Annotated in this window: 10 protein-coding genes and 5 pseudogenes; 5 read left to right on the top strand and 10 right to left on the bottom strand. The window is 46.9% G+C overall.

Features of this window, described 5'->3' with window-relative positions; genetic code table 11:
* Positions 1–46: 46 nt before the first annotated feature.
* Positions 47–688 (top strand): annotated as a pseudogene (locus tag BM191_RS03600) (recombinase family protein); the annotation flags it as partial.
* Between the two features lie 1057 nt (positions 689–1745).
* Here the strand turns inward: BM191_RS03600 and BM191_RS03595 are convergent.
* The 3 genes and pseudogenes from BM191_RS03595 to BM191_RS03580 all read right to left on the bottom strand — a co-directional run bounded on the left by BM191_RS03595 (position 1746) and on the right by BM191_RS03580 (position 5009).
* Positions 1746–2052 (bottom strand): annotated as a pseudogene (locus BM191_RS03595) (superoxide dismutase).
* Positions 2053–2290: 238 nt separating this feature from the next.
* Entirely contained in the window at positions 2291–2620 is a 330-nt protein-coding gene (locus BM191_RS03590) for a TrfB-related DNA-binding protein (RefSeq protein WP_092875265.1), read from the bottom strand.
* A 1462-nt stretch (positions 2621–4082) separates the two neighbouring features.
* A complete protein-coding gene (locus tag BM191_RS03580) occupies positions 4083–5009 on the bottom strand; it encodes an S-type pyocin domain-containing protein (protein ID WP_092875261.1) in 927 nt (308 codons plus the stop codon).
* A gap of 151 nt (positions 5010–5160) precedes the next feature.
* Here BM191_RS03580 and tnpA point away from each other — a divergent pair.
* Positions 5161–5370: pseudogene (gene tnpA, locus BM191_RS03575) on the top strand (IS200/IS605 family transposase); the annotation flags it as partial.
* 555 nt (positions 5371–5925) lie between these two features.
* On the opposite strand, the gene BM191_RS03570 reads toward tnpA, so the two are convergent.
* Together BM191_RS03570 and BM191_RS17630 are read right to left on the bottom strand one after the other, a co-directional pair.
* A complete protein-coding gene (locus tag BM191_RS03570; RefSeq protein ID WP_407927853.1) occupies positions 5926–7053 on the bottom strand; it encodes a serine hydrolase domain-containing protein in 1128 nt (375 codons plus the stop codon).
* A gap of 556 nt (positions 7054–7609) precedes the next feature.
* Positions 7610–8607 (bottom strand): annotated as a pseudogene (locus tag BM191_RS17630) (IS91 family transposase); the annotation flags it as partial.
* A 230-nt stretch (positions 8608–8837) separates the two neighbouring features.
* Between BM191_RS17630 and BM191_RS03560 the strand changes: the two are divergent.
* Both BM191_RS03560 and BM191_RS03555 read left to right on the top strand, forming a co-directional pair.
* Positions 8838–9521: a helix-turn-helix transcriptional regulator gene (locus tag BM191_RS03560; protein ID WP_092875259.1), complete on the top strand. Its 684-nt coding sequence runs from the start codon at positions 8838–8840 to the stop codon at positions 9519–9521.
* A 16-nt stretch (positions 9522–9537) separates the two neighbouring features.
* Positions 9538–10194: a PAS domain-containing protein gene (locus tag BM191_RS03555; RefSeq protein WP_092875257.1), complete on the top strand. Its 657-nt coding sequence runs from the start codon at positions 9538–9540 to the stop codon at positions 10192–10194.
* 125 nt (positions 10195–10319) lie between these two features.
* On the opposite strand, the pseudogene BM191_RS03550 reads toward BM191_RS03555, so the two are convergent.
* The 4 genes and pseudogenes from BM191_RS03550 to efp all read right to left on the bottom strand — a co-directional run bounded on the left by BM191_RS03550 (position 10320) and on the right by efp (position 12052).
* A pseudogene (locus tag BM191_RS03550) lies at positions 10320–10605 on the bottom strand (helix-turn-helix domain-containing protein).
* A complete protein-coding gene (locus tag BM191_RS17425; RefSeq protein WP_329957241.1) occupies positions 10595–10690 on the bottom strand; it encodes a hypothetical protein in 96 nt (31 codons plus the stop codon). Before BM191_RS17425 ends, BM191_RS03550 begins: the two are co-directional and overlap by 11 nt.
* Before the next feature lie 600 nt (positions 10691–11290).
* On the bottom strand, positions 11291–11386 hold the full coding sequence (locus tag BM191_RS03540) for an entericidin A/B family lipoprotein (RefSeq protein WP_092875255.1): 96 nt from the start codon (positions 11384–11386) through the stop codon (positions 11291–11293).
* A 99-nt stretch (positions 11387–11485) separates the two neighbouring features.
* Positions 11486–12052 (bottom strand): elongation factor P, encoded by a 567-nt coding sequence (gene efp / locus BM191_RS03535; protein ID WP_092876143.1) that lies wholly within the window; start codon positions 12050–12052, stop codon positions 11486–11488.
* Positions 12053–12092: 40 nt separating this feature from the next.
* On the opposite strand from efp, the gene epmB reads away from it, so the two are divergent.
* A complete protein-coding gene (epmB, locus tag BM191_RS03530) occupies positions 12093–13121 on the top strand; it encodes an EF-P beta-lysylation protein EpmB (RefSeq protein WP_092875253.1) in 1029 nt (342 codons plus the stop codon).
* Between the two features lie 42 nt (positions 13122–13163).
* On the opposite strand, the gene BM191_RS03525 is transcribed toward epmB, so the two are convergent.
* The gene (locus BM191_RS03525; protein WP_092876142.1) at positions 13164–13514 is read right to left on the bottom strand and encodes a DUF4156 domain-containing protein; all 351 of its coding nucleotides are present in this window, start codon (positions 13512–13514) and stop codon (positions 13164–13166) included.
* Between the last annotated feature and the right edge of the window lie 292 nt (positions 13515–13806).

Here is a 13806-nt window from a genome sequence, read left to right as displayed (position 1 = left end):
TTTTTGTTAATGGTAGAAAGCGCCTTTTAAGCATGCCTTCCTCAAACCATCGAAAACTGGTAGAGCTTATTTACGGGCTTCCACGTCAGAACAGGATGCTACCCGCGCACTCGAAACGATTAACGCATTCGCGAGTGAGCAGGAACTGAGCATATGTAACTATTACGTTGAGAATGAATCCGGCTCCTGGCTTGATCATCCTGAGTCGTTCCGGCTCCTAAAAGACTGCCAGCAGAATGATATTCTGCTTATAGAGGATGTGGGTCGACTATCTTGCCTGGCGGGCGAGGACTGGAACAGTCTTAAAAAGATGATCAGGCAGAAAGATATCAGGGTTATGGCCGTCAATGTGCCTACAACTTGGGTTGCTTCAGGAATTAATGACTTTGATAGCCGTATGTTTGCGGCCATTAATGATATGTTGCTCGATATGCTGGCCGCTGTTGCCCGGCGCAACTATGAACAGCGAAGGGAACGCCAGAGGCAGGGGATAGCCAGAGCCAGAAGGGAAGGAGAATATAAGGGCCGTCAGCCCGATCAGTCCCGATACGATGCAATCAATAAATTACTCTCAACTGGGAGTTCATGGAGCCAGGTTCAAAAGGTGCTCGGTTGTAGCCGTGGAACCATCAGCTGTGCAGTCAAAAAAAGGAATAAAGCAGAATCAGACCGGAAGTTACAACATTAAACAGTGTTTTATAAAGTCACGTCGGCCGGAACCCCTGTCTGATGCGCGTTTTTAGCAGCCAAGTTATATCAGACTGCCTTACCGCCTTTCCAGAGTACGCCCGCGTTGACAACTTTCCTTGTCCACCAAAAGTTTTTTGTCATACTACCCTGTGTAACCTGCAAGAATGCGGGTTCAGCCCATACATGCGGAAAATTTTCTCTTGAACCCGAACGCTCAACAGGTTGCTCAAGAAATGCGTAGCCTGTGTGATTTAAAATAGTCAGCAATGAATAACGCTATCTTTATTAAAGAATAAGTAAAATCACCCTAATTACTGATTCATTTTTTTAAAAAGAATAAACAAAAGAAAATGATTTTGTAACCAATTGATATGTAAATTTAAAGATAGGGACATTCCGACCGACAGATACCACAGTCATAATATACTCCTGATAATCGTCGTTTTAGGCTGAGTTACCAGGTGACGTTATTGCCTTCCGATGAATATAATTATCGCTCTTTTTGCCCTTAAATACATTAATTACAAATATTTCATTAGGTACTACAAACAATAAGCGCCCCGTAAGGCGCGTTGAATGGTGGTCAGATTATACCGCTCGGACGGCGGAAATCGCTGGCGCTCCGGTAAGCAGAGCCGCCAGAATAAGCAGGGGGCGCGCGTTCTCTGCGCGTATCATGTGATGTATCCCAGTGAACGCTTCAGGGCTTAAAACGCCATTCTAAGAGCGTGGTCTGCGTTATGTTCTGTCAGCCAGATAACATCCTACGCTTTATACTTCTCTGCATGCTTCTCATGGCTTGCCGGGGTGCGGGAGATACTGCGTGCAATGTAGGCGCGAGTTACACGCTTCTCTGCGTATGGCTTGCCTTTTTACGCTTCAATAGGTTCATGCAAGGTGTACACGGTGTAGTTGTCAGGCTTGCAGCCGGGGTGTGTTGTGCCGCTGGCTCTGCGTTAGCTTCACACACTGCTGCTGCCTTCTCCGCCTCAACTGTCATATAACCTTTCAGGCCTATTTTCGTTTCTTTGAAACTGCAAGTTTTATATCGGACCTCACTCTTTATTTTTAAATTCAGCGGCGAAGAGATTTTCCCAGTTAATAAAAGAGCCAAGCGGAATGCACTCGAAGCTTAATAAGCCTGCTTTTGCCAGCGGTCATTCGGCCATTACGTTCATCGCTTCATCGGCAGAGTCGCATTCAAGAAAATAGCGACGCCAAGTCTGTCCTGAAAGAAGTAGATGTCGCGGATAAAGCCTGATTATACCATCCCCAGGCGTGCAGCGCTCAAGCGTTAAGGTGTGGCGCATATTTTTCCAGCGATGCTCCAGGTGCGGGGATATCCAGACATAAAATTCGCATCACAGTATCCGGGACTCAGGTCGTTGTAAAAAGAGATTAAAGTATAAGAGGCGCATTTCATGAAGATTATTAGTAAATAAATTTATTATGTATTTCATTAGGCTATAGTAGAAAAAAATGCGCAAAGCGCCGGAAGCAGTGCAGTGCACTGCACAAGGAATCAAAAAGCATTACGGCTTTAGCCGTAATAATTCCCCTTCCTCCAAAGCCATCCCCTTCGTTATTAGTGGCATCAAACTTAGTCCGTATTACTCTGGTTGATGCTGTACTTCCCAGCCTCTTTCAATACATCCAGGGCCATTTTTTCAGGTAGCCATACATCAACTTTGCGCAGCATCTCACCCTCAAAATTTACCGCTACAGACAGATACAGATCCCAAATGCGTTTAATCGTGGAACCTACGTTTTGCTTCGTCCGTCCGACACGCTCAGCTACGTCTTTATTGCCTTCCCCTCTAACCAGTACTGAGTGGCCGATCTCGGTAGAAAGATGACTGAACGATTTCATCACTGGTATGAGCCGATCCCATTCGGCTTGAGTCATGCTGCGGATCTGTTTGCGGGCCATAGTTATACCTGATTAATAACGATTAAATCCATGATATAGCGGGTATATCTAATTTTCAATATTAGTTAACAATTACAATACTATATTGAATTAATATGAAAGAAGTGGGAGATCGTCGCAGCAGCAACAGGCCATGAACGCATTCGTTTTTAATTATGATGTGTAGGCGCATATATTTAGACAGAATATTCATAAATTCAACAGGTTTTTGTTGAACTATAATAACGTTACTTAAGATTTCCTTATGGCAGACTGGATTAAAGATATACGAAAGAAGTTTCGTAAAATTCTCTAACTGAAGGATGAGGTAAGGCGGATACAGAACCTAAACAACGTCACTTTTAGTAATAGATGATGTAATTAAAATCTTAGCTGCTGTAAGTAGTGTCGCTGAAGATATTGCGTAACACGCCCGTAAGCGGCCCTTACGGCGCGCTTACGCGGAGATACGCCCCGATCGCAGCTATGCCTTGTAGTAACCACTCCGACAGCGCAAAGAAGCTTTTGTATCGCTTTTAGTAAATTTGAGCCTGGCAGGGCGAAGAGATTGATTGGCAGAAACTATCAGAACGGTAACCGGCTGCGCACTGCTCGCCAGTTTGTGAAGCATCAAAGGACAAACAACTGAAATGGACTTCAATAATGCAGCGGGCGTGATACTGCCAGTATACTGAAGATTAACATTGACACTGTCATTCGGACTTGAAAAAAACGCGCGCCAATGCGAATAACGCAAATTGCATGAGTGAGTTTAACTTCCTTTATTATGTCGCCTGCTGCACGCGTTTGGCCGTGTATATCCTGTAGAATAGCGTACGCCGTCAATATACCTTTTCAAAATCTGTTAACTTTTTCATATTGTTATCGCTCCCATTAACGCTATTTTAAATCGGTTTTATTAATCAAAAATTGCTTTACGCGAGTTTTCGCTCTGTTGTGCATCAAATTCTTTGACCGCTTAATTCAACTTCTTAAGCGTCTTTTGACACATTGCTCCCGAAACCCCGAAGATCCTCGCAAAGACTAATCGGGGTCCGCTTGGAAAACGGAAAATATCCTACGCTAAGCCTGTTTTTAAGCAGGCATGACGGGCTGTATTGAGCGAGAAACAGACATTAACCAAACTTTCGTATCCAGAACCGCCCCTGACCCGAAACGGTTTCGATGCAGCCGCTTCGGTCACACAACTCAATGCGCGACGTCCGACGTTCGAGCCTTTCTGGGCGGCACACTTCACCCCGAGCTGCAAGAAAACTGCGCCCGGCAGCGCGTTCCGATTTAACCATGCTGTTGATGACATTTAATGTGAGCAGGCGGCTGATATTTGTAAGCATATTGGCAAAGAGTGTGAGCACGACCGCCACTTCATAGTCAGATAATGCGAGCAGAAATTTCCGATGTTTGCGAGCAGAGGCTATTATGTTGGCAAGCCGCTACAGGTATTTACATAAAACGGCATCCTTCAGGATGCCGTTAAAGTCCTGCAACTCTCCCCATTCGGCCACGGCGTTGCCATTACCGTGATAGTGTCCACCGGCTTTACCTCTGTTGCGGTATGTAGCGGCGTCACCGGTACTGGCTTCGTGTTTCCGGTTTCAGGCGGTACTGACGGCACCGCTACCGGATTAATCAGGATAGTGCGTGACGGCGCGCCCGTCACGGCTGACACCGTCATGAAGTCCAGACCGGTCGCCTCGTCACACACCGCTTTCAGCACCTGCACCGCCGCCGGCAGCGCACCATTTCCGGTTTTAAGCAGCTCCACGTTGCGGTTTACCAGCTGTCCGCGCACCGGCAGATTCACGCTGCCTGTTCCCGACTCAATCTTCACATCCGGACCCGCCAGCAGCTGCGCGTTAAGTGCAAACATGGCATCCAGGTCGCGGCCCGGCACTTTGTCACTGCCGCCTCCCGCGATAGGTGATAACAGTATCGCTGACGCAGTGGCTACCATCGGACCCAACGTGCTCGCGGTCAGCGCGGCAATTCCCCGACCGATAGCCGCACCCAGGCTGCCGGCGGTTTCACCGGCGGCCGTCCACACGCCGCTCCCGGCAACCGACAGCTGCATTCCGTTCGGTACCTGACTCAGGGCCATCGCCCCGGCGGCCCCCAGCGCCGCATCTGCAGCGTTAGCCATTTCCGAAGTATTTACCGGGGCTGGCTTCACGCCCGCCTTAGCAAACAGCTCATCTCTCGCTTTTGCCTTTGCTTTGGCCCCAGCTTCTGCCTTCGCTCTGGCTTCGGCTTCTGCTCTCGCCCGGGATTCAGCTGCCGCTTTAGCCCGGGCCTCGGCGGCCTTTTCATTTTCCTGACGATACTTATCCAGAACCTCGCCGTTTTGGATACGTGCAATATCCTTTTTCGTGTTTTCTGTCGCCGACGTCATCGTTGACAGGTCATTCCTGTCGCTGGCTATCAGTTGGTTCGTGTTGTCCCTGTCCGCCTCACGTTGCTTAATGTACTCCGTGGCCCTGTTCGCATCCTCTGCGCTTGCGGGCCACCAGATGCGGCCTTAACTCAATATGATGTCGGCTTCGATAGCGTATCCGCCAAAACTGGCTGTCAGCGTGATGTTTAATAACTTAAAATCGATATCGTCCCGGCTTCTCCGTCAGCAAAATACCCACTTACGGATGCAGAGCAAAACAGGGTTGCTGTGGTCTCATTCTTACTTTGCCTGTAGCGCAGGTGGTGCCACCGTAGAAACGCTCAAAGCATACGTGCTCAGCCAGAATACGCCGGAGTAACCCGCCCTGAAGCCCTTCGGGGTTTTCGCCCTTATATTCCCGTCTGCATTGGGCGAAGGTTTACGGCGCAACTTGCTAAAAAAGCTTTCAATATCAGCCATTCAATTACTATTCTTACATGAATACGATCTGACCAGGGCAGTCAGATGAAGCACCTGCCGGATCTATATCTCCACCAGAACAGGTGGAGATATAGAAAATGAAGTGAAAGGTACAACCTGGTTAAAGAGCACGAAATTTTGTAAAGGCTTCAACGCTGTTTATGCCGGAATACCTCAACGGTCAAAGTCGTTGACAGACCAGGAGCACGATATTCGACCGCAGCATTGTATATTTTTGGCGTACAGCGCCGTAGATAAAGACATCGGCAGGATATTGACCATGGCTCTATCCCGCAGAAGTGAGCTCCTTTTTATTTCACATCATCGGTCAGGTAGTTAGTGATAGCATTGAACATCAGCGAAGCTTCTAAGGGTTCAGCATCCTCTTTAGGTTCAGCTTCCGGCCAGCTTGACCACTGGACAATCACCATCTTCTTTTCGGGGCTAACTGCAATCAGCTGACCAAAGATCCCTTCGGCCCACAGGGTATTCGACGGTAGCCCTCTCTTTGGCCAGACATCTTTAGCAGTCGCGGGTACACTGTTGTTCCACCACTGAAAACCGTAGATACCTGCGGATAATTTGAACTGACGGAATATTTCGCTTTTGTCCAGTCACGTGATTGTTCAATCCAATTATTAGGTAAACATTTAGTACCATCAGGCAATTCACCGCCAGTCATGACAAAGAGTCCAAATTTACCCCAATCTTGCAATGTGGCATTAACTCCATGGGCTCCTACATCATGTTTATTTTTAGCGTAACTTTGCCAGACACCATCCTGTACCATGCCTGCGGGTTGCCATATTTTTTCCTGCAAGTATTGGGCGAGAGATTTGCCTGTGGCTTTTTCCAGTGTATCACCCAATAACCATGCACCTGCGGAGGAGTATGACCAAATTTCACCGGGTTGCGCGTAAGCCGTCCGGTTAGGATCCAGCACTAATTTACTGACACAGTCATAGGTGTTATTACCAGCTTCACATTGCGTTAGTTTAGCAAAGTCAGAATGTGGATTAGTATAATCCTCATTCCATGTAACTCCTGAAACATGCTGCAGCAGCTGCCCTAATGTTACTTTCTGCCATACAGTCCCTTTCACGTCAGGATTATATTTACTCAATGGATCTGCCAGGGAAGATATTTTTCCCTCTTTTAGGGCAATACCGAGCAGTGTTGATACGACCGATTTACCCACTGAACGAGATGTCCATAGAGTGGTCTTCGTATTCCCATTGCCGTAGTAGTCCCAAACTATATGTCCGTCTTTAATCACCATCATGGCAGTTACGTTATTACGTCTAAGATATTCCTGTAATCCATAATGTTTCCCTTGATAAATATAGCCCACGTCATCAAGATTGCGATAAGACACCGGAAGAGGCTCGGCATTCCCCGCTTTGAATACATCACCAGAATAGGAGCGATAGGTATTACGAAAACCGACAATCCTTTCGGATTGACTCCAGGTTAGCATATTTTTTACATCTGGGATTGGATTATCCATTGGGGCAGGACAGACTGCCAACTCAGCTATAGGACAACGTGTTTCTGCCGCGTTGCCCTGAAAAACACCACTCATAAATAATAAAAAAACCCGTATCTATGACTCAATATATTCATAGCTCATTACACCCTTTAATTTTATATAGCAAGATCATTTCGTCAGCATGCTAAAATACGAAGAAATTATCAGCTCTGACACTTTTTTATCGGCTATACACTTTCGGTTTTTTTATTCCAGCCATAATAATCCTAGCTGAAATTTTTCGGGATACTGTTGACCAGCTCCCATTATTAACGCAATGTAATTACCCGAACAAAAAAATTGGCTTCAGTTCACAATGCAATCATCACATGCAAGTGATGTCACCTTCAATTATGGATAAATGAAGGATGATGAAAATATTATGCCTTTCAATTTCAATATTACCCATTACTACAGGATACTGTAGTAATGGGTAAACGCCTGAGCTTTTCAATATTTATAGTCAGGAGTCTGAATCGCTTCTTTTCGGATCACCTGACCATGGAATGCAACACGCCCCATATCAGTTACAGCGCGGATCGATATGAGTTTTATAATAAAAATGCCATCTTCGACGAATTTTTAACCTGAAACCTGTTTTAAAGGTGTATTGATTCAGGGCAGGCATCCGCAGCCAATCGTTTTTTCACCATCTGGTGCAGCCTGTCTGAGAGCATTTTTGTGGCGTGATCCCCCGCCACTGCACCGGCAAAACGCAGTCTGCACTTGCACAGGATGCACTGGCACGGGTCGGTTTCCAGGAAGGCTTTCATCAGCACCGCCGCGCGGTGTCTTCTCCAGCGCTTCGTAGACCTTTGGCAGTAGCGTGCCGCGTTTACGTTTGGCCAGAAAACTGTAGTAAGCACCATTTTAAGTGTCGGGACAAAATGTGGCTAATGTAACGCCACTGCATTTCCTCCTGGCTTAGTTTCTGACGTTTGTGCTGCTGCGTGTTGTGGTCGTAGTACTGATGCACCACCGAGCCGCCGCGGTAATGCCGCGAACGGCGGCCGTTTCAGGTATCTGCCCAGGTAGTTTACGCTGCGCCAGGCCCAGCGGATCTTTTTGGCGAAGTGGACCTTCCAGTGGCCCTGATATTGCGCCTGCAGGTAGCGTTTCCACTGCTTCTCATCGCGGATATGTCCGAGGTTGGACAGCTTGCCGGGATTGACTCGATCGTAGCTGGCACGCAGCAGGCGGATTAACGGCACCGCGCCAGATAACTTCAACCTGCTGTTTTGTGAAGAACAGATCGCGCCAGACGCCATGTTTGACATCGAGGCCGCCGCGGGTAATGGAGACGTCGACGTGCGGATGCTGATTGAGCTGGCATCCGTAGGTGTGCAGAGCACAGAATATATCGACTTCAATACCCAGCTTGCGCGCGTGCCTGGGCATGGCGCGGGTGGCACCGTGAGAAAGGCCGTTGAGCAGCGGCCAGCTGTTATTGAAGAACGGCCACTGCAAGTGGGGCATGGTGAACGTGATATGTTGCCAGTTGCAGTCGGGCAGGATGTGCTGCTGCGCGACGATCCATTGCTCGGTGCCCTTGAGGCCGCAGCTGCTGCAGGCTTTGGATTTACAGCTCTGGCAGAGAAAGCGTGAGTGAGCACCACTGATTGCAAATCCTTTTCATTCAACAGAGAGTTAGTAAATGAAAGGCACATAACCGATAGATTATGTGCCGCTTGTTATTATATATTTAGTTATTTCCCTGATGTTAACCATCAGGTGTATTTATATTATTTTAACTTCATCACCAAAAGGTAAAAAACAGGTAAGGGAAATTTTATTTAGGGTATGTTTTATGTAGGGTTAATTAAATTGAGGATAAGCTTATGGAACAAATAAAACTACCAGCCAATTTAATATCGATGTTTGAAAAAGATCCTGTCGTAGGCTGGGCAGTGAAAGACAAAAACTCCTGTTTTCATTACGTCAACAACACTTTTAAAACCTGGCAAACGATCTCTCATAATTTTGATTACGAAGGATTAAACATCAGGGATGTCCCGGTTCCTGTAGCTGAGTTTTGCGACATTTTTAATCAACAAGAGAGAAAGATTGAGCTTACAGGTAAACCAGTGAGGGCTATTACAACGCATATACAGGGATCAGAGAAGATAATGCAACCAGCCTACAATATTCAGGAGGCACTCTATGATGAACATAAAAAATGTATAGGTACGATTATCAGTGTCAGACCTGTCAGAATCATTACGCCAACCTCACTGATGAACGGAAAGATAATGCAGCATGCCACTTTCGAATCACCTTCTGAAATATTTACCGAAAAGGAGTGGGAGGTGGTTTACCTGCTGGTCTGTGGAATGGGACTTAAAGAAATCAGTAGCATCCTGTCGATCACCGTTGATGCTGTTAACGGAAGGCTCCGTAGTTGTTATAAAAAAACGGATCTCAATTCACTTTCAGATTTGAAAGTATATTGCCGGGATAACAAGTTTGATAACTACATCCCTCTGTTCTTTCTGAAAAAAGGGCATATAGTAATTAGAGATTAACCTAGGGCTGACAGAGATGAATTCGCCTGCATATTATTACTTTGATAACTCTTTATTTGGATGGGGAATAAAGGACAGCGACTCCAGGTATGTTTATGGAAACAGAATACTCTGCCAGTACTTCAGCATAACTGCTAATCAACTCGTCGGTTCCCTTGACACTGAACTGATACCCGACATCCGTCAGTACTATGACCATATACTGGCTGATGACAAAAAAATACTGACTACAAGCGAAATGAGTATCGTTCTTAAGACGTTTGATTATGGGCGACAAGACAAGCTCAGATCCTTTCTGGTTGAGAAGCGCCCGTGGCGGCTTGATAATGATACTAACGGCATAGCCTGCACCTACATTGAAATTATCAATGTTTACTTTTCATCCTTTCTTATGGCAAATGAAGGTAAGCCGCTGATTTTCAACAGACCCAAGAATATTTTTACTGATAAAGAGTGGGAGGTGGTGTTGTTATTAAAATGCGGGGTCAGGAAAAATATTATGCCAGACATACTCGGTATCAGCTTTTCCGCGCTTCGTAACAGGCTGACACGTTGCTATGATAAAACGGGTGTTACCAACAGCAGCGCTCTGCTCCGTCACTGCATCCAGAGAGGTTGGGATAATTACATTCCCCCCTATTTCCTGACAAAAGGTTATGTCTCTTTTTTTTAAACCTGCCATCTCCTCTTCAAGCTGAATTTATGGGGCACTGGATGCTCTCAGATTAAAGCCTTCACTCATTGAAAAGCCACGCTAAGTGCGGCTTCCTTTATGGTCAATTCTGTCTAAACACAGGATCATCGCATGACAATTTTAATGGATGCTCCGCACGCAGCCGCGTATCGTTCCAGTGTTGATACGCTGGCTTTACTGGCGTTCCTCTCTAACTTACTAACTGCTGGCTGAGTAATACCCAGGCGCTCCGCAACCTGTGTACTGTTGATGCCAGCATTGCGACGAAGATCGAACAAAAGCGCCTGAAGCTCTTCTTCTTTTTTTTTCAGCAAAATAAGCAGCCATCACATCTGGGTTCTGTAAGGCTTTTGCTTTTACTTCTGAGTAAGGAATGCCTTTAACTTTCATTTGTCATTTCCTCAAGCCTGCTAAGTGCTAATTTAATTTCTGTAGATGGTGTCTTTGGGCTTTTCTTTACAAATGTAGGGAGAATGAATATTCTTTTATCTTTATCGAAAGCAAAAAAAGTTCGAATAAGGTCTTTTTTTGCCCGCCCTTAATTCAAAAAGACCATCCTGTATAATATCGGTATGCGTGAAGCGTAATTGATTACCTTGAGTCTACAGTTTATCAAGCACCGCAAATACCTTACCCTGCATAGCACTATCAAGATCAAGTAATTCCTGCTCACCTTCAAGATAAAAAATTAGTTTAAACAAAAAATAGCCCCTTTCCTTTCAGGTTTAGCTCCGCAGACTAACAATTTCCTATAGCCATATAGTTCATTACATTGTTTCCCTGATACCGAAGCCACATAAAAAATATAACTAAAGAATAAAATAACTCAAAGGTTATGTATAAGCTTCAGGTTATTTTTGTCCCCACTTCCTGATGATAGTTGAATTTGTGCAAAATGATTTCTGTGTTGGCACGGATTCCTGGAAAGATTTTAGTTCGATATAAGTATACCCATACAGTAGCATCTTCATTTAGTTCAGGCGAGGTACAGTAAGCTGGTACTTTCTGGGGGTAGCCAGAATCACACCAGGCGTTTTAAAAACATGACTAAAAGGCGCATTATACTAATAAGAAATTACGTATCCGCTGCGTGCGAAAGAGCATCCCCCTGCTGCTGAACGTCTTCGCCGAAACCGTGGAAAGTATTAAGGGCGCTGAGTGAACGGGTCATTATCAGATTATAAAGCCAGCACGTTCAACCGTCTCATCATCAATGCAAACTCTCAGCATGAGGCGAAAGGATCTGCCGGTGCCGGCTCCATCAGTATATTTATTTTACGCGCGAAACGTATTCGCCGGAGCGGGTATCCACACGGATCACCTCACCAATCTGCACAAACAACGGCACTTTAACCACTGCGCCGGTGCTCAGCGTTGCTGGTTTACCACCGGTGCCTGCCGTATCACCTTTCAGACCCGGATCGGTTTCGGTGATCTCTGCTTCAATAAAATTCGGTGGCTGGACGGCAATAGCGCGGCCATTCCACAGCGTAACGATACATTCTGCATTGTCCTGAAGCCACTTGGTGATATCTTCAAGCGCCTTTGCTTCAACCTGATATTGCTCAAAGGTTTCCGGATGCATGAAGTAGTAAAAATCACCATCGGTATAGGAGTAGTTCAGGGTGAGATCCATGACATCTGCCCCCTCGGCAGAGTCGGTGGATTTGAAGGTTTTCTCAACACGTGAGCCGGTCAGCAGACGACGCATCTTAACGCGCGCAAACGCCTGTCCCTTACCCGGTTTTACGAATTCACTGGACTCGATGGTATAAGGTTCACCTTCGAACATGATTTTAAGACCGCTACGAAAATCGTTGCTAGAATAAGTCGCCATAAAGGCCCTCACTAATTTATTACTGGTACTTAGCCAAAAAATGGCACACATTGTAACCCTAAATACCCCGTTGCGAGAAGGCTGGCTAGCTCAACTTGCAGACGTCATCACCGATCCTGATGAATTACTTCAGCTTATGGCGCTGGATAACCACCCAAAACTGGCTGCTGGCCGCGATGCGCGTAGGCTATTCGCCCTGCGCGTTCCCCGGACATTCGCAGCCAGAATGCAGCCAGGGGACGCACAGGACCCGCTTCTACTACAGGTGCTGACCTCACAGCAGGAATTCATTCAGACGCCCGGTTACAGTAATGATCCGCTCGACGAGCAGAGTAACGTGATACCTGGCTTACTGCATAAGTATCGCAATCGGGCGCTGCTGCTAGTGAAAAGCGGTTGCGCGGTGAACTGCCGTTACTGCTTCCGTCGCCATTTTCCCTATCAGGACAACCAGGGCAACAAGCACAACTGGCGAACAGCGCTGGATTATATCCGCTCACAGTCCAATCTGGATGAGATTATTTTCTCAGGCGGCGACCCGTTAATGGCGAAGGACAGCGAACTGGACTGGCTGATTAGTGAACTGGAGCATATATCCCACATTAAACGTCTGCGTATTCACAGTCGCCTGCCGGTGGTTATTCCCGCGCGTATCACGCCGGCACTGTGCGAGCGACTGTATCGCTCCTCACTGCAGGTCATTTTAGTCACGCATATCAATCACGCCCGGGAGATTGACGGCGAGTTGCGTGCGGGTCTGAATGCACTGCGCAAGGCTGGGGTGACGCTGTTAAATCAGAGCGTACTGTTGAAGGATATTAACGATGATGCACAGACGCTGGCGACGCTGAGCAATAGCCTGTTTGACGCGGGCGTTTTACCCTACTATCTGCACGTGCTTGATAAGGTTCAGGGCGCGGCACATTTTTACGTAGATGACGACCGCGCGCGCGCCATCATGCGCGATCTGCTGACGTTAATTTCAGGTTATCTGGTGCCGAAACTGGCCAGGGAGATTGGTGGCGAGCCAAGCAAAACGCCGTTGGATTTGCAGCTACGCCAACATTGAGTGGGAATGCCAACCCCTCAGTTTATTCTGAGGGGATAGCGATTACGGGCATTTATAGACCTGTCCGCTCATTTTGCTATCGAGTGGAACAAAGCCGGTCCAGATATTCTGCGTCGGGCTGGTCGCACCGAAAATAACGTTGCCGCCCATTTCCGCTGCCCTATTGCGCAAATCATTAGCCGCACCGCGCAAGCCACTGGTTTCATTACCACCAGCGCCGCTGAATAAATTGCTCTGAGTGCCCGTTACGGACCCAAGTAGCTGACACTGGCTATCCGGCTGCTGATCAACGAAAGTGACGAGCTTTCCTGCAGCCGTCAGATTGCCTTTGCTGCTACAGCCCGCCAACACCAGGGTAGCAAAAGTAATGCCAGTCAAAGTCTTAATACACATTTTAATCCCCATTTTATTATCATCAGAATCAGGCTGCAGCTTAGCAGAAACGTTTCGCATTTCTTATACATTCAGCGTGTTCTGTATCGATATAACCGCTCTGAACTGCGTCATTACTTATACTATTTTCCCCAACGAAAGAAAAACCCCCTGCCCAGAGGACAGGAGGTTTTCACTGACGAGCACCCTATGGATGATGTCGGCAGGCAGGAGCACATTACTGTGCCCCGTCCCTCAAGCCGTACGTGCAAGTTTCCCCGCGTAGGGCTCAAGTCTTTAAAAACCCACACTA

This window comes from Izhakiella capsodis (assembly GCF_900115045.1).
Lineage (GTDB): Bacteria > Pseudomonadota > Gammaproteobacteria > Enterobacterales > Enterobacteriaceae > Izhakiella > Izhakiella capsodis.
Note: the sequence above shows the minus strand (reverse complement) of the source record. Positions and strands in the feature narration are given on the sequence as shown.

Bases quoted from the DNA above. Each gene is read 5' to 3' on its own strand.
- BM191_RS03570 (WP_407927853.1), bottom strand. From the start codon at position 7,053: ATGAGTGGTGTTTTTCAGGGCAACGCGGCAGAAACACGTTGTCCTATA.
- epmB (WP_092875253.1), top strand. From the start codon at position 12,093: ATGGCACACATTGTAACCCTAAATACCCCGTTGCGAGAAGGCTGGCTA.
- efp (WP_092876143.1), bottom strand. From the start codon at position 12,052: ATGGCGACTTATTCTAGCAACGATTTTCGTAGCGGTCTTAAAATCATG.
- BM191_RS03560 (WP_092875259.1), top strand. From the start codon at position 8,838: ATGGAACAAATAAAACTACCAGCCAATTTAATATCGATGTTTGAAAAA.
- BM191_RS03540 (WP_092875255.1), bottom strand. From the start codon at position 11,386: ATGACCCGTTCACTCAGCGCCCTTAATACTTTCCACGGTTTCGGCGAA.
- BM191_RS03555 (WP_092875257.1), top strand. From the start codon at position 9,538: ATGAATTCGCCTGCATATTATTACTTTGATAACTCTTTATTTGGATGG.
- BM191_RS03590 (WP_092875265.1), bottom strand. From the start codon at position 2,620: ATGGCCCGCAAACAGATCCGCAGCATGACTCAAGCCGAATGGGATCGG.
- BM191_RS03580 (WP_092875261.1), bottom strand. From the start codon at position 5,009: ATGACGTCGGCGACAGAAAACACGAAAAAGGATATTGCACGTATCCAA.
- BM191_RS03525 (WP_092876142.1), bottom strand. From the start codon at position 13,514: ATGTGTATTAAGACTTTGACTGGCATTACTTTTGCTACCCTGGTGTTG.